Here is a 22,692-nt window from a genome sequence, read left to right on the forward strand (position 1 = left end):
CCACACCCCTCCACAATTGTTGTTTGTGTGGCTTGTTATTTTTTTACTCCCCCGTGTTGGGGGTTTTTTTGTTGCGGGGGGGTTTGGGGGGCGGCCGGGGGGGGGGGCCCCGGGCCCCGCCCCCCCACCCTCGGCCCAGGTCACTGCGTGACGGTGAACCCCTGCTCCTCGGCGTAGGCGACGACGGACTCCTGGAGCGCGTCGGCGGCCTCGGAGCCGGTGGCCGCGCCGTCATGGATGGCGGCGATCTGCTTGGTCAGCTCGGAGTAGTAGTACTGGCCCAGCGGGGTGTACGTCATGCCCTCGTACGCGTTGGCCGCGGGCACGTACACCTCCTTGTTCGCCTGCTGGCCGCTGAAGAACGGCACCTCGTAGTCCTGGAACTCGGGCGAGTCGAGGACACTGACGTTCAGCGGGAAGATGATCTGGTCCTGCCAGCCCTCATCGAGCGAGGCCTGGTCGGCGTAGACGCCGAAGGCGACCTTCGCGGCGAGCTCAGGGTCGTCGGCCTGGCTCGAGACCGAGAACGCGGAGCCGCCCCAGTTGATCGCGATCGGGTTGCTCGCGTCCCACTGCGGCATCGGCGCGACGGACCACACCCCTTCGTCGGCCCCCTCGCCGACGCCCGCGCCCTGAAGGTAGCCGGGCGCCCACGCGGCCGAGAGGTAGGTGGCGTAGTCGCCGCCGATCACGCCTGCGATGTACTCGGGGGTGAACTGGTCCTCCGTGCCGACGAGGTCCTTCTCGACCAGGCCGGCCCAGTAGTCCAGGACCTCCTTGATCTCGTCGCTGTTGAGGTTGATTCCGATCTCGCCCTCGTTGGCGGGGTCGTACTCGAACGGCTGCGCGCCGTTCTGGTACATCAGCGCCGTGACCGCGGCGGGCTGGTTCGCGGCGAAGCTCGCCATGTACGGGCCGCCGGCGTCCTTGACGGCCTGCGCGGTCGCCTCGAACTCCTCCCACGTGGTGGGGGGCGTGATGCCGAACTGCTCGAAGATGTCGTTGCGGTAGATCATGCCCATCGGGCCGCCGTCGATCGGTGCGCCGTAGACGCCGTCACCGACGGAGACGTCCTTCCAGGCGCCCTCGCTGAAGTTGTCCTTGACGTCCTCGTAGCCGAGATCGGAGAGGTCCACCAGGGCGTCCTGCGCCTGGAAGACCGCGATGCGGTCGGCCTCGACCATCATGACGTCGGGGGCGCCGCTTCCCGCCGAGATGGCGGTCTGGAACTTGTCGTACGCGTCGCCGCCGGCGCCGGCGTTTGTCCAGCACACCTGGACGTCGTCGTTCGCCTCGTTGAAGTTGTCGACGACGGTCTCGGAGTTGGGGTACCAGGCCCACAGCGTGACGATGGGGGCGTCGGGGTTCTTGATCTCGTTGGTGCAGCTGGCGTCGCTGTTGCCGCCGCCATCGGCGTCGCCGCCTCCGGCGGTGCATGCGGCCAGGGCGCCGACCAGGGCGAACGCTGTGACCGCAGCAAGGACAGGCTTCGTCTTCACTGGACTTTCCTTTCGGTGTGCTGACTTCTTCGTCGGTGCATGACCGCCTGGAGCACGAGGGTGCAGGATCGCGGTGCTCTCGGGTCTACAACGTTGTAGAGCAACGTTGCAGACACTTTCCCACCGGCCGCGAGGGGTGTCAAGGGTGCACCGCAAATTCCTGCGCACGCATCGAAAGTTCTGTGACGTACGACCGCGGGACGGCGGGGCGGTACGGTGATCCACAACGTTGCACGGAGACGTCGACGAGGCGGGGCCCGATCCGCACACGACGGGCATCGCATCTGCGTCACACTAGAGTGCAGATCGAACGGAAGGCGGGCGCCCATGGGACCGACGATGCACGACGTCGCCCGGGTGGCGGGAGTCTCGATCAAGACGGTCTCGAACGTCATCAACGACTATCCGCACGTGCGCCCCGGCACCCGCGATCGTGTGAACGAAGCGATCGAGCAGCTCGACTACCGGCCCAACCTCTCGGCACGCGGCCTGCGCTCCGGCCGGACGGGCGTCATCGGGCTGGCGGTCCCGTCGCTGCGCGAGAACTACTTCGCAGAACTCGCCGACGAGGTCATCAGAGCAGCGGAGAAGCACGGCCTGGGCGTCATGGTGGAGCAGACGAGCGGGGATCGGGATGCCGAGCTGCGCGCCGTCTCGCGCAGCCGGCCGCGGTTCCTGGACGGGCTGCTCTTCAGCCCGGTCAGGCTGGGCCAGGAGGATGCCGACGCCTTGAACGTCGAGGGCCCGCTCGTGCTCCTCGGCGAGCGGATCTTCGGCGGCCCGACCGATCACGTCACGATGCACAACACCTCGTCCGCGCAGGCCGCCGTCGAGCACCTCCTCTCGATCGGCCGCCGGCGGATCGCGCTGATCGGCGCCGACCACGAGGACGTCGACGAGGCGAGCTCGGCGAGCCTGCGCCTGAAGGGTTACCGGCGCGCCCTCGAGCAGGCCGGCATCGATCAGGATCCGGCCCTCATCCGGCATACCTCGATGCATCGATGGAACCGGGCGGGCGGCGCGGCCGCGACGCACCTGCTGGTGCAGGAGGGCGTGGAATTCGATGCCGTCTTCGCGCTCAACGACACGCTGGGACTCGGTGTCCTGCGCGCTCTGCGCGAAGAGGGACTCCGTGTGCCCGACGACGTCGCCGTGATCGGGTTCGACAACATCGACGAGAGCAAGTACTCGGTCCCGTCGATGTCGACCGTCGACACCGGCCGGGCGCAGATCGCGGCCATCGCCGTCGACCGACTCCTCGAGCGCATCAACGAGAAGGGCGAACGGCGCAGTCCCGAGACCTTCAAGCCGCCGTTCCGCATCGTGGCGCGGGAGTCCACGGGCTTCCCCGACGCCGGAGCCGACGAGAAGCCCTGACGAGAGCCGACCGCACGCGCCGGACGCGGACCGCGCCGCGGCGACGGCGCTAGATGACAGCCTCCGACCACGCGTCCGGATTCCCGAAACGGTGGGCCGTGATCGTCACCGACTGCTCGTGGAGGAACGGGAGAAGCTCGAGCCTGCCCGCGGTCGTCACGTCGTTGTCGTAGACGGCGAGGTCGGGGTCTCCGTCGACCGCCTCGGCGAGCCTTCGGTGAAGCGCGGCGACCGACTCGGCCCCGCCGACCAGGCGCACGCGCGATGGACGGGGCGCCGGATCGGCGTCGGCCGCGGCGGCGACGATGTCCTCGTCCCGGATGAGCCGCTGGAGCCACTCCTCCTCGGTCTCCACGAACACTCCCACGCCCTCGTCCGCCAGCACGCGACGCACCGTCTGCGGCAGGCCCACGGGCGCACTGAGGGTCATCGCCGACCCCGCCCGCAGCCCCGCGACGGCGACGCGGAGCACGGCCTGCCACGAGGCATCCGCCGTCGCCCTCACCGCGACCGAGTCGACCGGCCGGTAGCGGAAGAGGTTGCGCTCGACGCCGATACCCGACACGTCTCTCACCTGACCGAACTCGCGGTCCCACGCGATGGCGTCCGACAGCGCGGCGCGGCGGAGCCACTCGAACGCCTCGTAGCCCAGCGACGGCTGCGCCGCCTCGATGAGCGACACGATGCGGGTGTCCAGCCCTCGCAGGTGGAGCGTCGCCGACGCCGGCGATCCCGAGGTCGGCCGCCAGCGGCCCAGACCCATGAGGTAGTTCGGGCCGCCCGCCTTCGCCCCCGCGCCCACCGACGAGCGCTTCCACCCGCCGAAGGGCTGGCGCTGGACGATGGCGCCCGTGATGCCCCGGTTGACGTACAGGTTGCCGGCCTGCACCCGGTCGAGCCACATCGCCAGGTCGTCGGGGTTCTGCGTGTGCAGGCCTGCGGTGAGACCGTACTCGACCGCGTTCTGGAGCTCGATCGCGTGCGACAGCGACGTCGCGTGCATGATGCCCAGCACGGGTCCGAAGAACTCCTCGCGGTGGAACCGCGATCCTGGCTGCACGCCGGTGCGGATGCCGGGGGTCCAGAGCCGGCCCGCATACTCCGGTCCGGCGTCCACCTGTCGAGGCGCGACGAGCCACTGCTCGCCCTCCTCGAGGGTGGTGAGGGCCCACTCCAGCTTGCCGCGAGGCGCCTCGACCACGGGGCCGACCTCGCTGAGCGGGTTGGACGGCGGGCCGACGCGGAGCGAGGTCGCGGCGTCCACCAGCTGGCGCGCGAATCGCCGCGAGTGACCGACGGGCCCCACCAGGATGGCCAGCGACGCGGCCGAGCACTTCTGTCCGGCGTGGCCGAACGCGCTCTTGACGAGGTCGGATGCCGCGAGGTCGAGGTCCGCCGTCGGCATGACGATCATCGCGTTCTTGCCGCTCGTCTCGGCGAGGAGCGGCAGGTCCGGACGCCACGAGCGGAACAGTGCGGCGGTCTCCCACGAGCCGGTGAGGATCACGCGGTCCACGTCCGGATGCGCCACCAGCGCGCGGCCCAGTCCGCCCTCGTCGATGTCGACGAGGGCGAGGACGTCGCGCGGCACCCCGGCCTCCCACAGCGCCTCCGCCACGACCGCCGCGCAGCGCCGCGCCTGCGGCGCCGGCTTGAACACGACACCCGATCCGGCGGCGAGGGCGGCCAGGACGCCGCCCGCGGGGATGGCGATCGGGAAGTTCCACGGCGGGGTGACGAGCGTCAGTCGCGCCGGCTCGAACACCGCCCCGCTCACGCGATCGAGTTCTCGTGCGGTCGCGGCGTAGTAGTCGGCGAAGTCGACGGCCTCGCTCACCTCGACATCCGCCTCGGCGAACACCTTGCCCGTCTCCGACGCGGCCACCTCGATGAGCTCCCCGCGGCGGGCCTCCAGCGCACGCGCCGCCGCCGCGAGCACGGCCCCGCGCTCGGCCGCCGGGGTCGCGCCCCACGCGGCGGCCGCGTGGCGGACGCGGGCGACGATCTCGTGCAGCGACTGCTCGTCCGTCACCGCGGCGGCGGCGATCGTGGCGTCGCCGGCGTGCGACGACTCGATCCGGGAGATCACATCCCGCGCCCACGCGCGGTTCCCGGGCAGCGCGGGGTCACTGTCGGACGCGTTGCGGAAGCCGGGCGCGCCCGCTGCCCGGGCCCCCGACTCGCGGGGCGCGAACACGGCGGTCTCGACGAACGCGTCGGCGCCGAACACCTGCTCCGGCACGATGCGCTCCATCGGCGCGGTGTCACCGGGCGCGCCGGCTGCGCCGGCCGAGCGCGCGATGCCGATCACCGCCTGCGTGAGCCCGGCGTCCTCCCCCGGCGACGCCGTGCGGCGCAGCGGCGCCTCAGCGCGCAGAGCCGCGACGGACGCGGCGTCGAGGACTGCCACCTCGGCGGCCCGGTCCTGGGTGCGGCGGGGGCCGGTCGGCAGCGCCGGATCGTCCGCACGCGCGAGCGAGGCCAGGAAGCGGTCGCGCTCGCGTGCGAACAGCGCCGGATCGTCGGCGAGCTCGAACGCGGCGGAGAGGAAGTTCTCGCTGGACGCGTTCTCTTCGAGCCGCCGGACGAGATAGCTGATGGCCACGTCGAATTCGTCGGGACGCACGACCGGCACGTACAGGAGCACGTGGCCGACCTCGCGCGCGACCGCCGCGACCTGGCCCTGGGCCATGCCCAGGAGCATCTCGAACTCGACGGCGTCGCGCACGCCCGTCGCACCCGCGAGCAGCCATGCGTAGGCGATGTCGAAGAGGTTGTGGCCGGCGACCCCGATCCGCACGGCGGCGGTGCGCTCGGGCTGCAGCGCGTACCGCAGGCACCGGATGTAGTTCGCGTCCGAGTCGAGCTTCGTGTCGTAGGTGGCGAGCGGCCAGCCGTGCAGCACCGCGTCCACGCGCTCCATCGCGAGGTTGGCGCCCTTGACGAGGCGGATCTTGATCGGGGCGCCGCCGGCCGCGACGCGCTCCCGGGCCCAGTCCGTCAGCCGCTCCAGCGCGGGCAGCGCGTCGGGAAGGTACGCCTGCAGCACGATGCCGGCTTCCAGGCCGCGCAGTCGCGGGTCCTCGAGCAGCCGGGTGAACACGGCGACGGTCAGGTCGAGGTCGCGGTACTCCTCCATGTCGAGGTTGATGAAGGTGGCCTCCCGCGCCCGACCGTCCGGGTCGGTCGGCGCGTCGGCCGCGTCCGCCCGCGCCGCCGAGAGGTACAGCGGCAGGAGCCGGTCGACCACCGTGTCGACGATCTCGTCGAACGCCCACATCGAGATGTGGCTGGCGATCGCCGAGACCTTCACCGAGACGTAGTCCACGTCGGGGCGGCGGATGAGCTCGTGGATCCCCTCGAGTCGCCGCAGGGCCTCCTGCTCGCCGAGCACCGCCTCGCCGAGCAGGTTGAGATTCAGCCGCGCTCCCGTCTCGCGCAGACGCTCGATGGCCGGGCCGAGCTTCTCCGGTCGCGCGTCGACCACGAGGTGCCCGACCATCTCGCGCAGCACCCGGCGCGCGATCGGCACGACCGGCGCCGGCAGCACGGGGGCGACGGCGCCGCCGACCCGCACGGCGGAGCGGAGGTACCAGGGGAGGAACCCGGGAACGAGGGGCGCGACGCGGTGCAGATGGGATGCCGCCGCCGACAGGCTCTCCGGTCGCATGACACCGTCGACGAAGCCGATCGTGAACGGCAGGCCGCTGGGGTCCTTCAGGACTCCGGCGAGGCGCTCCGCCGCCGGGTCGACGTGGGCCTCCGCGCTCTCGGCGATCCACCGCCGAGCCAGCGTGACGGCTTCGTCTGCGAGATGCCGTTCGGCAGCGTCTTCCATTCGCACTCCAGATGTCGATTCGACGGGGCCCGTGCTTCCAGACTGCACCTCGATGTGCTGCATGGCGTCCAGCCTGAGGCATCCGTCCGTTCGTGAAAAGCGATCGTCTACGATCAGTATCGTTCAGGATTTTCGATGGGATGCTCATGTTCGAGCTGCGACGCCTGCGCCTGCTGCATGAGCTGGCACTGCGGGGCACGCTGGCCGCCGTGGCGGAGGCGCTGTCGTACAGCCCCTCGACGATCTCGCAGCAGCTCGCGCAGCTCGAGAAGGAGGCGGGCGTGCCGCTTCTCGCCCCGGAGGGACGCCGCGTGCGCCTCACCGAGCACGGACAGGTCCTCGCCGCCCACGCCGCGCGCGCCCTCGACCAGGACGAGCGGGCTCGCGGCGAGCTCGAGTCCCTGCACCCGGGCCTCGCCCCCGTCCGCGTCGCCGTCATGCAGACGGCGGCGCTGGCCGTCGCGCCCGTCGCCCTCGCCCTCCTCGCCGAACGCGCCCCGTACCTTCGCGTCGAGCTCGTCGAGCTGCCTCCCGAGCGGGGGCTCTTCGAACTCGCCGCGCGCAGCGTCGACCTCGTGATCGCCGAGCAGTACCCGGGTCACACGCGTCCGCACACGGCGGGCATCGAGCGCGAGATCCTGGGCATCGATCCCATCCGCGTGGCCATTCCCGCGGGGGATGCCGCGCGGTCGCTCCACGATCTGCGCGCTCGGGCGTGGGTGATGGAGCCGGCGGGCACCGCCGCCCGGCTCTGGGCCGTCCAGCAGTGCCGCGCATCCGGCTTCGAACCCGACGTCCGCTTCGAGCTGGCCGACCTGTCGGCCCATGCCCGGCTCATCGCCGCCGGCCAGGCGGTCGGGGTGCTCCCGGATCTGCTGTGGGGCGGCGACCCGACGCCCGTCGCCGTGCTCGACCTCCCCGGGCGTCCGGCGCGCGAGATCTTCCTCGCGCAGCGCACCTCGTCACAGGGCAGGGCGGGCATCGCCGAAGTCCGCAGCGCGCTGCGGGACGCGTTCCCGACGACCAGGCGGGATGCCGCGGGCTGACGCTTCGGCCGCTCCGGGCATGACAGGCACCCGGGCCCGCGGACCCGGGTGCCTGTCAGGTGAGTGCCGTCACGTGCCGTCCGGACGCCGCGTCCGCGGCTCGTCCGCCGGCGGTGCGGTGTCGCCCACGGCGGCCGCCGCGTCGACCCCGTCGTCGCGGTGCACGCGACGCACTCCGTCGTCCGACGCGCCGACCGGCGCGTCCGAGCGATCGCTCGTGCGGGAGTCGGCGGTGCGCTCGTCGGTGCGGACGTCGCCGGCTGCCGCCGACGCGTTCCGGGCACCGGCGTCCGTCGCCGTGGCGCTGCGACCGTCGTCGCCGACATACGGGTCGACGTCGTCCGCCTTGCGCAGCCGCTCGGCCTGCTCGGCACGGAGCTTCGCGGCGTCCGACTCGTGCTCGTCGATCGTGCTCTGCCGCTTCTCGGCGTCGATCGACGCCTGCGCGGCGCGGGCGCGCGCCTGCTCGGCGGCCGCCGTGGCCGATGCCGCGTCCGCGCGGGCCTGGGCTACCTCCGCCTCGTGCTCCCGCGCCTTCAACTCGGACTCGCGCGCCTCGGCGCGCAGCTTCTCGGCCTTCTCGTGCTGCGCCTGCTCCCGCCGGTTGCGGCGGCCGCGCGCCGACAGCAGCAGCGCAACGAGGACGATCGCGACGACGACCACGATGCCGACGATGATCCAGATGAGGGTGGTCGTATCCACGGCCCCTCCTTCTCCCTCCGGCGCCGGCGGGGGTGCCGACGCCACCACTGTCAGCGAACCGCCCCGCCGCGGCCGCGCACAAACCCATTGCGCCCTTGCGCCGCCTGCGGTATCAGGCGCGGCGGCATCCTTTGGCATGGTCGGGACCTCCGTTTAGGATGTAGGGACCCGCTAACGCAGTGCCCCTTGTCCGCCCCCACATCAAGACTGAAGGGCTTGCGTGACCGACGTACCAGCTCTCACCTTCGACGGAGACCTTCCCGGCGACGACGCCGAGATGCTCCGCGTCCGCGAATGCTCGACCGAGCCCATCCGCACGATCGGCGCGATCCAGTCGCACGGCAGGCTGTTCGCAATCGATGAGGTCACAGGCGTCGTCGTCGCGGCGAGCGCCAACGCCGAGCACTGGCTCGGGCGCGACCTGCGCGAGGCCGGCAGCGACATGGTGTCGTGGTCGATCACCCACGGCGTCGCCGTCGACCCCGTGCGCGCGGAGTTCGAGGGCGTCGTCTACGACGTGATCGCCCACCGCGGCACGTCGCCGCTGGTCCTCGAGTTCGAGCCGGTGGTCCCCGGGCTCGACTACGTGCGCACCGGGGTCGTCGGCGCCATCCAGCGACTGGCGGCGATCACCGATCCCGATCAGCTGCGCCAGCAGGCGGCGCGTGAGATCAAGGCGATCACGGGCTACGACCGGGTGATGTGCTACCACTTCCACGACGACGCGCACGGGCAGGTCGTCGCCGACGAGCGCGAGCCCGACATGGAGCCCTACTTCGGCCTCCACTTCCCGGCATCCGACATCCCGGTCCAGGCGCGCACGCTCTACATCGAGAAGCGCTCCCGCGTGATCGCCGACACCGCAGACCCGGGGACGCCGATCCATACGCTCCTCCCCGAGGACAGCCCGCTGGACCTCGGCCCCACCGAGCTCCGCGCCGTCTCCCCTCACCACCTGCAGTTCATGCGGAACATGGGCCAGGCCTCCACGGTGTCGTTCGGGATCGTCCTGGACGACCAGCTGGTCGGCATGTTCACCTGCGCCCACCGGACGCCCCGCCGTATCCCGGTGCTGCTGCGCCGAGCGATCGAGGTGCTGGCCTCGCAGGTCGCCTCGCAGCTCGCCTCCGCCGAGCAGATCCGCAGGCTCCGCCGTCAGCTCGAGGCGAGGGAGCGGAGGATCGCACTGATCGCCCCACTGTTCGGCCGCGCCGACGCGGGCTCCGTGCTCATGCGCGGAGAGCGCACGGTGCTCGACGTCGTTCCCGCCGACGGCGCGGTGCTGCGCCTCGGTGACGCGATCGACACCGTCGGCGTGGTCCCCGCGCCCGAGCGCCTGTTCGCCGTCGTGGACGAGCTGGGACCCGGGAGATTCCTCTGGGAGGCGCTGCCGATCGAGCGCCCCGAGCTCGCCGTCGAGATCCCCGGTGTCACCGGTCTGCTGGTCGTCCCGCTCGGCAGCGACGGCGACCGCCTGGTGTTCGTGCGCAGCGAGGTCGCCCGCACGGTGGAGTGGCTCGGCGATCAGCGACCCGAGAATCGTGAGCATCCCCTCTCCCCGCGACGGTCGTTCTCGGCCTGGCAGGAGAGCGTGACCGGCCGGAGCCTTCCGTGGGGCGAGCACGCCCAGGACGCGTACGACCTCGGCGAGGACATCCGCGCCGCGCTGGTGGCGCGGACGCAGGCCGAGCTCGCGGAGCTGGCGGTGCGCGACGCGCTCACCGGGCTCCACAACCGCCGGTACCTCGACGAGCGTCTCAACGATCTGCTCGGCGCCTCCGAGAGGTCTGTCGCGGTGGTCTTCCTCGACCTCGACGACTTCAAGCTGGTCAACGACACCCACGGCCACGAGATGGGGGACGCCGTCCTCGCGGCCATCGGCCGGCGGCTGAGCGGGGTCGCCCGCACGACCGACGTCGTCGTGCGGCTGGGCGGGGACGAGTTCGTGATCGTGTGCGTCGACGCGAGTCCGGCCGAGGCGGCGGCTGTCGCCGGCCGCGCGCTCGCGGCGATCACCGAGCCGATCGTCGTGCGCGACATCGAGATGCGCGTGCACGCGTCGGCCGGCGTCGTCGCCGCCCAGCGCGGTACCGGCGCGAGCGAACTGCTCGATGCCGCCGACGCCGCCATGTACCGCGCGAAGCGCGGGGGCGGTGGACGCGTCTCAGCGTGAGGCGGGGAGCTCCGGCTCGGGCACGATGCGCAGGCCGCCCGACGAGTTCGCGGTGTCGACGAGCTCCTGAAGCCACAGCCGGTTGATCTCGGGCATGGGTGCCTCGTACTCGAAGCGCAGCATGGTGACCGGCGAGATCCACATCGCCTGACGCACCGACGTCTCTTCGTCGACGATGGCGAAGGAGAGGTTCTCTCGGCGTCGCAGCTTGGCCATGATGACCAGTTCGACATGCGCGAGCGCCCGGTCGTCGATCTTGAAGGACGCCGGCGGGGAGCCGTAGTGAAGTGTGCCCACGCCTCGATCCTACGCGGCACGCCACCGGGTACGCTGGGGCCATGGCGATCGTGAACCGGCTGACTGTCGATGGACGCGACTACTTCCTCCCCGACCCCGTCACCGAGCTCAAGAACAGCATCCTCGAGGCGATCAAGGCGGGCGGCGGCTATGTCAACGTCCCACCCCTGCGCGGCGGACCCGGGGTCGACATCCTCTTCTCCCCGGGCATGCCGGTGACCTGGTCCCAGTTCGAGGTCGGCGACACCGTCCCCAGCGCCGGCGCCCCGGTGGACGAGATCTCCGACGACGTCGCGGACTACGGCCTCTGAGGGTCGCGGGCGACGGCTCCTGAGCCGAGTCCCGCGATGATCCCCCGAGTCCGACGCCCGAGGCTCACGCGTGCGGGCTCAGGCTTCTCCTGCCAGCACGACGTCCATCTGCTCGACGGGCAGCGGCAGACCCCACAGGTAGCCCTGGCCACGGTGGCAGCCGCGGCTGCGTGAGCGCTCGAAGTCGTCGAGGGTCTCGATCCCTTCGGCGACGACACGCCACCCGTGGTTCGCACTGCTGTCCACCACGGCGGAGATCGCGTCCTCTGCCGCGGCATCGACGCGCTGGGTGAGCGATCGATCGATCTTCACCTCGTCGATCGGCAGGGTCTCGAGCATTGCGACGTCGCCGCCGGCGTCGAAGTCGTCGACCGAGATGGCGACGCCCTCCGCCCGCAGCGCCTCGATGGCGGAGAGCATGCCGGGGCGCAGCTGAGGCAGGGGCGCCTCGGTGATCTCGACGGTCACGCCGGCGGGATCGAGTCCGAGCTCGTCCAGCCTGGTCAGCACCGTGCCCGCATAGCGGGTGGAGAAGTGAGCGGGAGACGCGTTCACCGCCAGCCCGACGGTGTGACCGGACTTCCGCCACCGCGCGACGTGCTCGGTCGCGAGAGCGAATACGCGCGTGTCGATCTCTTCGAGGAACTCGCCGCGCTCGGCCAGCGCGATGAACCGGTCGGGTGGCACTGCTCCCAGCGTCACATGATTCCAGCGACACAGCGCCTCGACTGCATCCGGTGGCGACGTCTCAGACGGCGCGGCCGCGCCCGTCTGAAGATCGAATTGGCCCTGGAAGGCGAGTGTCAAGGCACCGGAGGACAGAGCCGTTCGCAGATCCCGAGTGAGCTGAGGCGTGCTGACCATCTCACAAGATTCGGTGATCTGCGCCTTCGGGCGCAACACCAGACACGGATCGTCAAAACCGCTATAATCCACGCTCACACCCCATCGAGCTCCACGACACGCCCGCAAAGCCGCTCGGAAGGCTACTGTAGATCCGATGGGCACGCTCACCTATGACACCAGGGTCACCGCTTCCTTCGACGACCGCGTCCTGGCCCACCTGCAGACCGTGATCTGGGCCAAGCTCCGTCGCGGGGAGTCCTTTCCTTTCACGTGGACGGACCCCATGCGCAGCGGCCTGGGGCGCACCTCGGTGTGGCTGAGCCCGCATGTGTCGCTCGCGTTCGAGTACTTCGGCGGACGCCAGCCCCGCCTCAACCCCGCCTGGATCGACGCACTCACCAAGGCCGCGAACTCTCCCGGCGGCCTGACCCTCGTCCCCGAGCCCGAGGCGCCGACAGGCGCTCCATAGTCGACCGCTCCCGATCCGTCAAGGGCACCCACCTGATTCACGGCGTGTCTAGCGTTCTACGCATGACACAGCACGCTGACGACATCGACACGCGCTGGGCGATCCACTGGTCGAGCCCGGAGCGCGGCGCATGGGCCGCAGACCGCTTCGGCCGCACCGTGGGCGAGGTGAAGCGGGACGATAGCGGCTACGTCGCGACCCGCGGCCGCCGCACGATCGGCCGATTCCGGTCCCTCGATGCGGCACTGGACGCCGTCGACCGGCGGCCGCTGACGACCGCCGACCCGAGCAGCAGGCTCTGGACGATGCTGCTCGCGACCGTCAACGTCGGAATCCTCGCGGCCATCTCGCTCGTCACGGCGGTCATCCTCCGCTGATCGCCGGCCGAACGCCGTCGCTCAGCGCCAGACGCTGGGCGCCTCCGCACGAGTAGGCGGAAGAGCGGATGCCGCGGCCCACTCGTGCACCCAGGCATCCACCTCGGGGATGCCCTCGGGCCGGCCGACCGCCGCGAAGAGCTCTTCGTGCGAGAGGGTGCCGCCGGCGCGCTTCATCATCCGTGCTCGGATGATCGCACGGGCGTACACCTCGCCGTCGACGACCGCTCGATGCTCGAGGTAGACGGCCTTGTCGTCGTGCCCGATCATGCGGGACTCGATGTCGAACCGCTGCCACAGGTTGAGCGACTTGCGGAACGTCACCGTCTCGCTGGACACCACGGCGTACCACCCGTAGCGCTTCATGACGTCCCACAGGCCGGTCCGCACGAGCAGATCCCAGCGGCCGAGGTCGAACAGCGACAGGTAGCGCCCGTTGTTCATGTGGCGCAGCAGATCGATGTCGGTCGGCAACGTGGTGACCCGCACCCGCCCGATCTCGGTCGGCCCGATCCGCCCGGAGCGGCGCAGGCGCCGGCGCGCGGTCAGCATCACGATCAGGGTCCGCCACAACACGTTCACGACGAGCGATGGTAGCGATGCGGAACCGATCCGCCGATTCGGTTGTCGGAATCCGCAGTCGCCCGGACGCCGGCGGGCCGAAGCGGTACGTCGCGTGCGCGCGCGATCCGGCGGATTTCAGGTCTCGCCCGGGGCCGCGTAGAGTCTGGCCCATGGAAGCCGAAACCCAGACCGACATCGTCGTCCGTCCGGTGCGCGACGTCGACGCGGAGGCCCTCGGCCGCGTCCACGCGACGTGCTGGCACGAGACGTACGACCACCTCATCAGCAAGGCCGCCCTCGAGGCGGTCTCCCCCAAGCGCCTCGCCGAGCTCTGGACCCACTGGGCCGTCCAGGGCCCGGAGTTCAAGATGTTCGCCGCGCTCGTCAACGGCGAGATCGTCGGATTCGCGGGGTCCGGCCCCGCCCGCGACAAGGACGCCCCGCGCTTCCGCGAGCTCTACTTCATCTATCTGCTCGACGCATACCACGGCACCGGCATCGGCCAGCGGCTCTTCGACTCGGTCGTCGAGCCCGCCGAGGGCCTGTACCTGTGGGTCGCCGACGACAACCCCCGCGCGCACCGGTTCTACACGCGCAACGGCTTCACGCTCGACGGTGCGACGCACACCGAGCCCTTCCTCGGCGAGACGCTGACCGAGGTGCGCTTCGTGCGCTGATCCCGCGCGGCCCGCGCTCGGCGGAGGGCGTGTCCGGTCCGCCGGGCACGCCCTCTGTCGTTCGCGGAACGTGCGTGACGTCGTCGTGACGCGGCGCGGCACCACGAGCCCGGAGCCGGCGCGGGCGATGACCCGCCGGCGATCGGGAAGACTGGACCCATGGCCTCCGCTCGCACCCGCCTCACCGTCTGGCCGTTGGACGGCATCCCCGAGATCACCGCAGGGACCGACCTCGTCGACGTCATCGCGACAGCGGCGACGGGCGACCTCGCCGACGGCGACATCCTCGTGGTGACCTCAAAGATCGTGTCGAAGGCCGAGGGGCGCTTCGTCGTCGCCGACGACCGCGAAGACGCCATCACCGCCGAGACGGTGCGGGTCGTGGCATCCCGCACCTCCCCGACCGGCGCCACCACCCGCATCGTCGAGAACCGCCTGGGCATGGTGTCGGCCGCAGCCGGCGTCGACGCGTCGAACACTCCCGAGGGCACCGTCCTGCTGCTGCCCGTCGACCCCGACGCGTCGGCACGCGCCATCGCCGGCGGTCTGCGGGAGCGGCTGGGCGTCGAGGTGGGCGTCATCGTCTCCGACACGCTCGGCCGCGCCTGGCGCGAGGGCCAGACCGATCACGCGATCGGCGCCGGCGGCGTGCTGGTCTTCGAGGACCTGCGCGGAGGGACGGATGCCGAGGGCCGGCCGCTCGTCGTCACCATGCCGTGCGTCGGCGACGAGCTGGCCGCCGCCGCCGATCTCGTCAAGGGCAAGGCCGCACGCCTGCCCGTCGCCGTGGTGCGCGGTCGCGGCGACCTCGTCGGGCCGCTGGACCTTCCCGGCGCCCGTTCCATCGTGCGCCCGCTCGAGCGCGACATGTTCCGCCTCGGCGCCGACGAGGCCTATGCGGAGGGCTTCGCCGCCGGCGCGGCATCCGTCGCCCCTCACCCCGCGTAGCCCGCGGCGCAGGCGTCCGCGGACGCGCCCGACCCGCCGTCGCCCGAAGGCGGCAGCGGGTCGGGCGGTCGGGGCTCAGCCCTCGGACCGGAGCACGACCTCGCCCGCCGAGACCTGGACGGTGATCGTGCTGGCGGCACCCGGCGTCGAGCCGAGGTCGTTGTCGAACCCGCCGGCGGACACGTCGGAGGTCACGTCGTAGTCGCCCTCGGGGACGGTGAGCCGCAGCGATCCGGCGCTCACGTCCATGTCGATCGAGTCGGGGCGGCTGCCGGTCAGCCGGGCCTCCATGGAGCCGGCGCTCACCGTCAGCACGGCCGTGCCGACGTCCTCGAGCTCGAGGTTGCCCCGGCCGGCACTCATGTCCGCCGTGAGCGTCTCGGCCGAGCCCGTCACGTCGAACGACCCGGCGGCCAGTGAGATGTCCAGCGCACCGAACTCGCCGTCGGTGACGAACTCACCGGCCGACAGCGAGACGTCGGCGTCGAGGCCCTCGAGTGCGACAGGCAGGCGCAGCACGGCATCCGTCCGCTGGTCGCCGAACCACCCGCCCCAGCCGAACCAGCCGAACCGGTCGGGGGACGCGACCTCGAGGGTGTCGCCCTGACGCTCGAACCGCCACACGTCGGCGCCCCACGAGCTCGTGACCTCGAGCTCGGCCTCGGCGACGTCGGTGAACTCGACCTGGAGCGTGCCGGCGGCGGCGTCCACATCGAGCTGGTCGACATCCGCGACGTCGACCGTGCGGGTCGAGGTGGACACGGACGCCGAGGCGATCGTGCCCACGGCCGCCGAGATCATCGCGCCGAGGAGCACCAGTCCCCCGAACACGATCAGCACGATCGCGACGACGCGCGACCCGCTGGAGGGCGGCGGCGCATCGGCGGGCCGATCCGGGACGGCGGAGGAGGGCGGAGGAGGCGGGGTCATGGTGGTGCTCATCGGTTCGTTCCTGTCTGCGGCGCGCGGCCGCCTGGTGTGATGCCGGGCGGCGTGGTGCCGCCGTGCTCGAGGTGGGCGAGCGCCGCGAGGACGCGGCGGTTGCCCGATTCGTCGGGTTCGAGGTCCAGCTTCTGGAAGACCGCGGTGATGTGCTTCTCGACGCTGCCCTCGCTGACGTGGAGTGTCTTGGCGATGGCCTGGTTGGAGCGGCCCTCCGCGATCAGGGCGAGCACGGAGGACTCGCGCTCGGTGAGCCGCAGCATCCGCTCATCCCGCTTCCTGCGGCTGAGCAGCTGCGCGACGACCTCGGGGTCCAGCACAGTGGCCCCGGACCCGATGCGGTCGATCGCCTCGAGGAACTCGGTCACGTCGGCGACGCGGTCCTTGAGGAGGTAGCCGAGCGCGCCGCCGCTGGACGAGATGAGGTCTGCGGCGTAGCGCTCCTCCACGTACTGCGACAGCACGAGGACCGCCAGCTCGGGAAGCCGCGCACGCAGCGACAGCGCGGCGCGGATGCCTTCGTCGGTCCAGGTCGGCGGAAGCCGCACGTCGAGGATGCACAGCTCGGGGGCGGTCCGGTCGACCGTCTCGTCGAGGTGCGAGGCGTCGGGGAGCGCGGCGGCCACCTCGTGGCCGGCGTCCTCGAGCACGCGCACGAGGCCGGCGCGCAGCAGCGCGGAGTCTTCGACGATCAGGATGCGCACGGGATGCTCACCTCCACGCTGGTCGGGCCGCCGGCGGGGCTGTCGATGCGGGCTTCGCCGCCCGCGGCGAGGACGCGGTTGACGATGCCGTCCAGACCGCCGCCGGGGACGACGCGCGCGCCGCCGACGCCGTTGTCCTCGACGCGCGCCCACAGGACCCCCGGCTCGCGCAGCCGCACCACGACACGGACTTCGGTGGCCCGGGAGTGCTTGGCGGCGTTCGTCAGCGCCTCGGCGATCACGAAGTACGCCGCCGCCTCGGTGTCGCGACTGCAGCGGCCGTCGAGCCGCACGTCGGTGTGCACGGGGACCACCGACCGGGCGACCAGCGCCGACAGTGCGGCGTCGAGGCCCCGATCGTCGAGGACGGAGGTGTGGATGCCGCGGGCCAGCTGCCGCAGCTCGGTGATGGCGGCCTTCGTCGAGGTGTGGGCCTCGCTGATCAGCGCCTTCGCGGCCTCGGGGTCGGCGTCGATCTTCTGCTGCGCCAGTCCGAGCGTCATGCCGACGGACACCAGCCGAGGCTGCACCCCGTCGTGAAGGTCGCGTTCGATGCGCGTGCGCTCCACGTCGGCGGCGCGCACGGCACCGGCGTGCTGCAGGCTCGAGGCGCGCGCGGCGGCCGCGAGCTGGGCCTCGCGCGAGGGCACCATGACGGCGCGCGAGATGACGCCGTGGAGGACGCCCAGCCCGACGAGGCCGGCGGCGGAGACGAGCACCGCGAGGATGCCGACCGGCAGCGCCCACGAGAGCGGCACGTCGATGCCGGTGCGTGCGAGGCGCACGGCACTGGCATCCGCGAAGAGCGGCGCGAAGGCCAGCACGACGCCCGACACGAGCAGCCCCGCGAGGGCGACCACGACCCAGCCGAGGATGGTCGCGATCGCGAGGTTCGCGATCGCACGCCACGTGGAGAGGTCGATCGCCTGCAGCCACACCGTGCGGAGGAAGCCGCCGAAGCCGGGCCGGCCGCTCGACCGGGGCCGGGGTGCCGCGAGCCCGAACCGGTAGAGCCCGTCGACGCGCTGCGTCTCGAGCCAGCCGACGGCGTACAGCACGTAGACGAGCGCGAAGAGCACCAGCAGGCCGACGCCGAGGACGAACAGCAGCCCGATGCCGAGGCCGAGCATCGAGAAGAGGAGCGAGAACACCGCGGCGCCGATGACGCCGAGTGCGGCGAGCTGCGCGATCGCGCCCGCCACCTGGGCCGGCCGCGTCACCGGGCGGGAGTGGGAAGTGTCCGAGGAGGTCATGCCCCTTACGGTAGGCGCGCGGGGCGCGCGGCGCGCCAGAGGAAGCCGGAGACCTCGGTTCGGGTTATCCCCCAGGCCGGGCCGCCCTCGGGCGGGCTGGTGACCCAGGATGGGAACGGCCCCGCCATCGGGACGTGGCGTGTCGGGATCGCGGGCTAGGGACGTCGATCTGCGAGGAGCCGACCTCGGCCAGGTCATCGGCATGGCGGGACTGCGCGGTGCCACGATCTCGCCCGAACAGCTGCAGCTCATGGCGCCCGGACTGGCCGATCTCGCCGGCCTCGTCATCGAGCCCTGACCGGGCCGCGACCCGCGCACGGTCCTGGCCCGCTGCGGGCGCCCGAGCGCCCGACCGTCAGGCGTGCGTCAGCGGCCGCTCACCTTGCCGAAGAGGCGGGCGATGGGGGCGAGCACGAGCGGGCGGGCGGCGATCCACGCGGCGGCGATGACGACGAGCGAGGCGGCGAAGAGCCAGAACCCGGTCCAGTTGTCGGCGTACGCGTTCGGGTCGGTCGAGCCCTGCGCGGCGTACATGTGGTTCAGGTTGCGCAGCGCCCCGGTCGCGAACACCAGGAACACGTGCACCGCGATGAACGCCACGAAGTACAGCATCACCGGGAAGTGCACCGCGCGGGCCCACTCCACCGGGTACGCCTTGTTCAGCCCCGTCGCGTTCTTCGGCCACACCCCCGACATCCGCACCCCGGTGATCGCGGCCAGCGGCGCGGCCAGGAACACCGTGACGAAGTACGCCAGCTGCTGCAGCGCGTTGTAGTTCACCCAGCCGTTCTCGGTGGGCCAGTCCAGCGACACGTACTGCAGGCCCGCCGAGACCGCGTTGGGGAACACCTCCCACGACGTCGGCACGATCCGCATCCACTGCCCGGTGAGGAACAGCAGCACCACGAAGATCACGCCGTTGAGCAGCCACAGGATGTCCAGCGACTGGTGGAACCACAGGTTCAGGCTGATCTTGCGGCGGTTGTTGCTGCGCGGCGACCAGAACACGCTCGGCCGCTTCTCGGTGCGCACCTGCAGGCCGGTGCGGATGATCAGCACCATCAGGAACACGTTGAAGAAGTGCTGCCACCCCAGCCACGCCGGGAACCCGACCGGAGCGCCCTCGGGCAGGTGGTACTCGCCCGGGTACGCCGCGAGGAAGTCCATCCCCCACGGCGTCGACAGCAGGAACCGCACCAGCGCGACCGCCAGCGCCGCCGCGAACAGCAGCCCGGCACCGCCGACGACCACCGCCCCCGCCCACTGCAGTTTCGTGAAGGGGCCGATCCGCTGCGGCTCGACCCGGGGCGCCGGGCGGGTGCGCGCGGCCGCGCCCTCCCACACCGTCCTCGTGAACGGCAGCGGCTGCGACAGCGGAACCCCGCTGGGCGTCACCGCCGCGGCGGGGACAGCCGGGACGACGGATGCCGCCACCGGGGTCTCGGGCAGCGCCGGCGTCGCGACGGGCGTCGGGGTGTCGACGGATGCCTCGACCGGCGCCGCCACCGCGTCCTCGGCGTCAGCTGCTCCGGCGGTCGCGACCCGGGCGGCGGGCGCGAGACCTGCCGGCGGCCACGGCTCGCCGCCGGCCACACGCGGCAGTCCGCGACGCAGCGGCTTCGCCCCGTCGGGGCCCACCGCCGGTGGCTGCGCCACCGCCGCAGCGGAGGCGGCGAGGTCGCGCGCTTCGGGTGCTTCGTCGGCGGGGGTCGCGGCCGCCGGGGCGGCCGCAGGAGCGGCGGCGACGGGAGCGGCGGGAGCCGCCGCAGCGGCGACGACGGATGCCGGCGGCCAGGGCTCGCCGCCCGGGACGCGCGGCAGACCGCGGCGGATCGCGCGTTCCCCGCCACCGACCACGGAGCTCGCCGCACCGGCCACGGAGCTCGCCGCACCGGCCACGGAGCTCGCCGCACCGGCCACGGAGCTCGTCCCACCGGTCTCCGCCCCGGCCGAGGGGCTCGCGGCAGGCTCGGCGGCCGGGGCGGGAGCGGACTGGGTCACGGCCGCCGACGATGCCGCGGCGACCGAACCAGTCTGGACGCTGAGCGACGGGACGACCTCGCCCCCGCCGTCCCCGTTGGGGACCGGAGCGTCGCCGGCGGGCGGCCACGGCTCGCCGCCGGGCACCCTGGGCAGCCCGCGCCGCACCGCAGAACCGTACGTGGCCATCCCGGGTTACGCCTTCTTCGCCTCGAGCGCGGAGATCAGCTGCGGCACGACCTGGAACACGTCGCCGACCACCCCGAAATCGGCGATCTCGAAGATCGGGGCATCCGCGTCCTTGTTGATCGCGACGATCGTCTTCGCCGTCTGCATCCCCGCCTTGTGCTGGATCGCGCCGGAGATCCCGAGCGCGACATACAGCTGCGGCGACACCGACACCCCGGTCTGCCCGACCTGATACGTCTGCGGCACATACCCGGCGTCCACCGCGGCGCGCGACGCGCCCACCGCCGCGCCCAGCGTGTCGGCGAGCTGCTCGACCAGGGCGAACTTCTCCCCCGATCCGAGACCGCGCCCGCCGGAGACGACCTTCACCGCGCCGCGCAGCTCCGGACGCGACGACGACACCACCGCCTGATCCACCGACATGACCGTCGCCGCCTTCCGGCCGGAGGCACGCACCTCGAGCGGCTCCGCCTCGACACCGTCGACCGCGTCGGCGCGGGCATCCACCGATCCCTGCCGGATCGTGATCACCGGCGCACCCCACGTCACCGCGGATTCCACGTTGTACGCACCGCCGTACACGGAGTGGTGCGCGACCACGCCCTCCGCGTCCCGCGAGACACCGACCGCGTCCACCGCGATGCCCGACCGGGTGCGGGCCGCGTACCGACCCGCGACATCGCGGCCCTCGATCGAGTGCGACACCAGGACCGCGTCCGGGCGGACCAGATCCGCCGCCGCCGTCAATGCGTCCACGACCGGAACGGTCAGCCCCTCACCGGGAGGGGCGACCAGCACCTGTGCCGCGCCGAGAGCCGCGGCATCCGCCGCCAGCGCCGCATCGCCCACCACCACCGCGACCGGCGTGCCCACCGAGGCGGCAGCCCCCAGCACCTCCGCGGCGGACTTGGCCAGCCCGCCCGACGGGGTGGTGTCCAGGAGGACCACGATGGAGTCATCTGCAAACGTCATCACACGCACCTCACGCCAGCCGGTTCTGGATGAGGAACTCCGCGAGCTTCTCGCCCGCGTCGCCCTCGTCGACGATCTTCACGCCCGCCTCGCGCGGCGGCTTCTCGCTCAGCGCGATCACGATCGAGCGAGACGCGTCGGGGTCGTGCGCGTCGATCTCCAGCTCGGCCAGCGACAGCGTCTCGAACGGCTTCTTCTTGGCCGCCATGATGCCCTTGAAGTTCGGGAACCGCGCGTCCGGAAGCGCCTCGGTGATCGAGATCACCGCCGGGAGCGGTGCCACCACCTGCTTCGTCGCACCGTCGGAGGCCCGCGTGCCCGACACCGCGTCCGCACCGATCTCCACCGAGTTCAGGTACGTGGCGCTGGGCACGTCGAGGATCTCCGCGATCATCGACGGCACCACCCCGCCCGAGCCGTCCGTGGACTGGTTGCCCGCGATCACCAGGTCGAACCCGGTGCGCTGCAGCACCGCCGCCAGCACCTCCGCCGTGAGCCCCATGTCGGCACCGAGCAGTGCGTCGTCGATCACCTGCACCGCCGACGCCGCCCCCATCGCCAAACCCTTGCGCACCGTCGCCGACGCCGCCTGCGACGCCATCGACACCACCACGACCTCGGTCCCGGGCGTCTTGTCGGCGTACGACAGCGCCACCTCGAGTGCCCGCTCGCCGATCTCGTCCAGCACCCGATCGGATGCCTCCCGATCAGCCAGCCCCGTCTCCAGCGACAGCTTCCGATCCCCGTACGTATCCGGGACTTCCTTGACCAGGACGACGATCTTCATGTCGATCTCCTCACGCTGGGCACGAGTCTATGGCGCGGCCTGGAATGTACCCAATCCAGGGACGGGCGCCCGGTCGGACCGGGCGGACGACCGCTGTGTGTATACATAGACGCCGTCGCCCGGCCGGCGCGCACGCCCGTCCGGACGCCGCCCGGTACGGTGGATCCAGGAGGTCGTCATGGCAGCACCCAAGCGCCTTCCGGTCGATCCGATCGCCGAGGCCAAGCGTCAGTGGATCGCCCACGGCTGGGAGCCGGCGGCCGCGGGCATGACCGCCGTCACGTCGATCATCCGGGCTCAGCAGCTGCTGTTCGCGCGCATCGACGCCACGCTGAAGCCGTTCGGCCTGTCGTTCGCACGGTACGAGATGCTGCGACTGCTCGGCTTCACGCGGGAGGGACGGATGCCGATGGCCAGCGCGATCGCGCGCCTGCAGGTGCACCCGACGAGCGTGACGAACACGGTCGACCGGCTCGCACGCGACGGCCTGGTGTCGCGCGAGCCGCATCCCGACGACGGCAGGGCGGCGATGCTGGTGCTCACGGACTCCGGGCGCGAGCTCGTCGAGCGCGCGACCACGGCCCTGAACACCGAGGTGTTCGAGAGCCCGGGCCTCTCCGACGACGACACGACCGAGCTGGTGCGCATCATCGCGCGCTTCCGCAAGGACGCCGGCGACTTCACCGACCCGCGGCCGCAGCCGGAGCCCCTCTAGTCGCCGTCGGGCCCCCGCCGCACCGC

At 71.9% G+C, this 22,692-nt stretch carries 22 protein-coding genes; 10 read left to right on the top strand and 12 right to left on the bottom strand.

Translation table 11 applies throughout. From position 1 onward, the window contains the following. Positions 1-140: 140 nt before the first annotated feature. Positions 141-1,499, bottom strand: coding sequence for an extracellular solute-binding protein (locus tag ACFRAL_RS00005; RefSeq protein ID WP_336394447.1), 1,359 nt, complete (start codon positions 1,497-1,499; stop codon positions 141-143). 327 nt (positions 1,500-1,826) lie between these two features. On the opposite strand from ACFRAL_RS00005, the gene ACFRAL_RS00010 reads away from it, so the two are divergent. Next, on the top strand, positions 1,827-2,876 hold the full coding sequence (locus tag ACFRAL_RS00010; protein ID WP_336394446.1) for a LacI family DNA-binding transcriptional regulator: 1,050 nt from the start codon (positions 1,827-1,829) through the stop codon (positions 2,874-2,876). A gap of 49 nt (positions 2,877-2,925) precedes the next feature. Here the strand turns inward: ACFRAL_RS00010 and ACFRAL_RS00015 are convergent, their stop codons facing one another. After that, entirely contained in the window at positions 2,926-6,714 is a 3,789-nt protein-coding gene (locus tag ACFRAL_RS00015; RefSeq protein WP_378878520.1) for a proline dehydrogenase family protein, read from the bottom strand. Positions 6,715-6,860: 146 nt separating this feature from the next. Between ACFRAL_RS00015 and ACFRAL_RS00020 the strand changes: the two genes are divergently transcribed. Further along, the gene (locus tag ACFRAL_RS00020; protein ID WP_378880179.1) at positions 6,861-7,760 is read left to right on the top strand and encodes a LysR family transcriptional regulator; all 900 of its coding nucleotides are present in this window, start codon (positions 6,861-6,863) and stop codon (positions 7,758-7,760) included. Between the two features lie 69 nt (positions 7,761-7,829). On the opposite strand, the gene ACFRAL_RS00025 is transcribed toward ACFRAL_RS00020, so the two are convergent. Beyond that, positions 7,830-8,462: a hypothetical protein gene (locus ACFRAL_RS00025; RefSeq protein WP_378878522.1), complete on the bottom strand. Its 633-nt coding sequence runs from the start codon at positions 8,460-8,462 to the stop codon at positions 7,830-7,832. Positions 8,463-8,682: 220 nt separating this feature from the next. Between ACFRAL_RS00025 and ACFRAL_RS00030 the strand changes: the two genes are divergently transcribed. Continuing rightward, positions 8,683-10,635 carry a diguanylate cyclase domain-containing protein gene (locus ACFRAL_RS00030; protein ID WP_378878524.1) on the top strand — a complete coding sequence of 651 codons (1,953 nt, stop codon included), beginning with the start codon at positions 8,683-8,685 and terminating at the stop codon, positions 10,633-10,635. Here ACFRAL_RS00030 and ACFRAL_RS00035 read toward each other — a convergent pair. After that, positions 10,627-10,932 carry a hypothetical protein gene (locus ACFRAL_RS00035; protein WP_336394441.1) on the bottom strand — a complete coding sequence of 102 codons (306 nt, stop codon included), beginning with the start codon at positions 10,930-10,932 and terminating at the stop codon, positions 10,627-10,629. The two genes, ACFRAL_RS00030 and ACFRAL_RS00035, sit on opposite strands and share 9 nt — an antisense overlap. Positions 10,933-10,973: 41 nt before the next feature. On the opposite strand from ACFRAL_RS00035, the gene ACFRAL_RS00040 reads away from it, so the two are divergent. Then, positions 10,974-11,243 carry a hypothetical protein gene (locus ACFRAL_RS00040; protein WP_336394440.1) on the top strand — a complete coding sequence of 90 codons (270 nt, stop codon included), beginning with the start codon at positions 10,974-10,976 and terminating at the stop codon, positions 11,241-11,243. 78 nt (positions 11,244-11,321) lie between these two features. Here ACFRAL_RS00040 and ACFRAL_RS00045 read toward each other — a convergent pair whose 3' ends face one another. After that, positions 11,322-12,107: an EAL domain-containing protein gene (locus tag ACFRAL_RS00045; protein ID WP_336395043.1), complete on the bottom strand. Its 786-nt coding sequence runs from the start codon at positions 12,105-12,107 to the stop codon at positions 11,322-11,324. A gap of 136 nt (positions 12,108-12,243) precedes the next feature. Between ACFRAL_RS00045 and ACFRAL_RS00050 the strand changes: the two genes are divergently transcribed. Further along, positions 12,244-12,558 carry an ATP-dependent DNA ligase gene (locus ACFRAL_RS00050; RefSeq protein ID WP_336394439.1) on the top strand — a complete coding sequence of 105 codons (315 nt, stop codon included), beginning with the start codon at positions 12,244-12,246 and terminating at the stop codon, positions 12,556-12,558. 62 nt (positions 12,559-12,620) lie between these two features. Then, a complete protein-coding gene (locus ACFRAL_RS00055) occupies positions 12,621-12,935 on the top strand; it encodes a hypothetical protein (RefSeq protein ID WP_378878528.1) in 315 nt (104 codons plus the stop codon). Positions 12,936-12,956: 21 nt separating this feature from the next. Here the strand turns inward: ACFRAL_RS00055 and ACFRAL_RS00060 are convergent, their stop codons facing one another. Then, positions 12,957-13,517, bottom strand: a complete 561-nt coding sequence (locus tag ACFRAL_RS00060; protein ID WP_378878530.1) for a thioesterase family protein — start codon at positions 13,515-13,517, stop codon at positions 12,957-12,959. 152 nt (positions 13,518-13,669) lie between these two features. Here ACFRAL_RS00060 and ACFRAL_RS00065 point away from each other — a divergent pair, with 152 nt between their 5' ends. Then, entirely contained in the window at positions 13,670-14,176 is a 507-nt protein-coding gene (locus tag ACFRAL_RS00065) for a GNAT family N-acetyltransferase (protein ID WP_336394436.1), read from the top strand. 159 nt (positions 14,177-14,335) lie between these two features. After that, positions 14,336-15,124: a coenzyme F420-0:L-glutamate ligase gene (gene cofE / locus ACFRAL_RS00070; RefSeq protein WP_378878532.1), complete on the top strand. Its 789-nt coding sequence runs from the start codon at positions 14,336-14,338 to the stop codon at positions 15,122-15,124. Between the two features lie 75 nt (positions 15,125-15,199). Here cofE and ACFRAL_RS00075 read toward each other — a convergent pair whose 3' ends face one another. From ACFRAL_RS00075 to ACFRAL_RS00085, 3 genes are read right to left on the bottom strand one after another with little or no spacing between them, the layout of a single operon-like run. Next, entirely contained in the window at positions 15,200-16,066 is an 867-nt protein-coding gene (locus ACFRAL_RS00075) for a DUF4097 family beta strand repeat-containing protein (protein ID WP_336394435.1), read from the bottom strand. Further along, a complete protein-coding gene (locus ACFRAL_RS00080; RefSeq protein ID WP_336394434.1) occupies positions 16,063-16,770 on the bottom strand; it encodes a response regulator transcription factor in 708 nt (235 codons plus the stop codon). The genes ACFRAL_RS00075 and ACFRAL_RS00080 overlap by 4 nt, the downstream gene beginning before the upstream one ends. Further along, positions 16,758-18,023, bottom strand: coding sequence for a histidine kinase (locus ACFRAL_RS00085; RefSeq protein ID WP_336394433.1), 1,266 nt, complete (start codon positions 18,021-18,023; stop codon positions 16,758-16,760). Before ACFRAL_RS00085 ends, ACFRAL_RS00080 begins: the two co-directional genes overlap by 13 nt. Positions 18,024-18,162: 139 nt before the next feature. Here ACFRAL_RS00085 and ACFRAL_RS00090 point away from each other — a divergent pair, with 139 nt between their 5' ends. Then, the gene (locus ACFRAL_RS00090) at positions 18,163-18,321 is read left to right on the top strand and encodes a hypothetical protein (protein ID WP_378878535.1); all 159 of its coding nucleotides are present in this window, start codon (positions 18,163-18,165) and stop codon (positions 18,319-18,321) included. Between the two features lie 68 nt (positions 18,322-18,389). On the opposite strand, the gene ACFRAL_RS00095 is transcribed toward ACFRAL_RS00090, so the two are convergent. The 3 genes from ACFRAL_RS00095 to ACFRAL_RS00105 are packed head-to-tail and all read right to left on the bottom strand — an operon-like array spanning position 18,390 to position 21,951. Next, positions 18,390-20,192 carry a cytochrome b/b6 domain-containing protein gene (locus ACFRAL_RS00095; RefSeq protein ID WP_378878537.1) on the bottom strand — a complete coding sequence of 601 codons (1,803 nt, stop codon included), beginning with the start codon at positions 20,190-20,192 and terminating at the stop codon, positions 18,390-18,392. A gap of 6 nt (positions 20,193-20,198) precedes the next feature. Next, positions 20,199-21,164 carry an electron transfer flavoprotein subunit alpha/FixB family protein gene (locus tag ACFRAL_RS00100; protein ID WP_378878539.1) on the bottom strand — a complete coding sequence of 322 codons (966 nt, stop codon included), beginning with the start codon at positions 21,162-21,164 and terminating at the stop codon, positions 20,199-20,201. A 10-nt stretch (positions 21,165-21,174) separates the two neighbouring features. Continuing rightward, positions 21,175-21,951, bottom strand: coding sequence for an electron transfer flavoprotein subunit beta/FixA family protein (locus ACFRAL_RS00105; protein ID WP_336394429.1), 777 nt, complete (start codon positions 21,949-21,951; stop codon positions 21,175-21,177). A 178-nt stretch (positions 21,952-22,129) separates the two neighbouring features. Here ACFRAL_RS00105 and ACFRAL_RS00110 point away from each other — a divergent pair, with 178 nt between their 5' ends. Then, entirely contained in the window at positions 22,130-22,666 is a 537-nt protein-coding gene (locus ACFRAL_RS00110; protein ID WP_336394428.1) for a MarR family transcriptional regulator, read from the top strand. Positions 22,667-22,692 lie beyond the last annotated feature (26 nt).

It is taken from the genome of Microbacterium sp. NPDC056736, from assembly GCF_042790415.1.
In the GTDB taxonomy this organism is placed as follows: domain Bacteria; phylum Actinomycetota; class Actinomycetes; order Actinomycetales; family Microbacteriaceae; genus Microbacterium.

What these genes read in the sequence shown, in the direction of transcription:
- ACFRAL_RS00010 (WP_336394446.1), top strand. Translation starts at nt 1,827, where the DNA reads ATGGGACCGACGATGCACGACGTCGCCCGGGTGGCGGGAGTCTCGATC.
- ACFRAL_RS00015 (WP_378878520.1), bottom strand. Translation starts at nt 6,714, where the DNA reads ATGGAAGACGCTGCCGAACGGCATCTCGCAGACGAAGCCGTCACGCTG.
- ACFRAL_RS00020 (WP_378880179.1), top strand. Translation starts at nt 6,861, where the DNA reads ATGTTCGAGCTGCGACGCCTGCGCCTGCTGCATGAGCTGGCACTGCGG.
- ACFRAL_RS00040 (WP_336394440.1), top strand. Translation starts at nt 10,974, where the DNA reads ATGGCGATCGTGAACCGGCTGACTGTCGATGGACGCGACTACTTCCTC.
- ACFRAL_RS00045 (WP_336395043.1), bottom strand. Translation starts at nt 12,107, where the DNA reads ATGGTCAGCACGCCTCAGCTCACTCGGGATCTGCGAACGGCTCTGTCC.
- ACFRAL_RS00050 (WP_336394439.1), top strand. Translation starts at nt 12,244, where the DNA reads ATGGGCACGCTCACCTATGACACCAGGGTCACCGCTTCCTTCGACGAC.
- ACFRAL_RS00055 (WP_378878528.1), top strand. Translation starts at nt 12,621, where the DNA reads ATGACACAGCACGCTGACGACATCGACACGCGCTGGGCGATCCACTGG.
- ACFRAL_RS00065 (WP_336394436.1), top strand. Translation starts at nt 13,670, where the DNA reads ATGGAAGCCGAAACCCAGACCGACATCGTCGTCCGTCCGGTGCGCGAC.
- cofE (WP_378878532.1), top strand. Translation starts at nt 14,336, where the DNA reads ATGGCCTCCGCTCGCACCCGCCTCACCGTCTGGCCGTTGGACGGCATC.
- ACFRAL_RS00075 (WP_336394435.1), bottom strand. Translation starts at nt 16,066, where the DNA reads ATGAGCACCACCATGACCCCGCCTCCTCCGCCCTCCTCCGCCGTCCCG.
- ACFRAL_RS00085 (WP_336394433.1), bottom strand. Translation starts at nt 18,023, where the DNA reads ATGACCTCCTCGGACACTTCCCACTCCCGCCCGGTGACGCGGCCGGCC.
- ACFRAL_RS00095 (WP_378878537.1), bottom strand. Translation starts at nt 20,192, where the DNA reads ATGGCCACGTACGGTTCTGCGGTGCGGCGCGGGCTGCCCAGGGTGCCC.
- ACFRAL_RS00100 (WP_378878539.1), bottom strand. Translation starts at nt 21,164, where the DNA reads ATGACGTTTGCAGATGACTCCATCGTGGTCCTCCTGGACACCACCCCG.
- ACFRAL_RS00105 (WP_336394429.1), bottom strand. Translation starts at nt 21,951, where the DNA reads ATGAAGATCGTCGTCCTGGTCAAGGAAGTCCCGGATACGTACGGGGAT.
- ACFRAL_RS00110 (WP_336394428.1), top strand. Translation starts at nt 22,130, where the DNA reads ATGGCAGCACCCAAGCGCCTTCCGGTCGATCCGATCGCCGAGGCCAAG.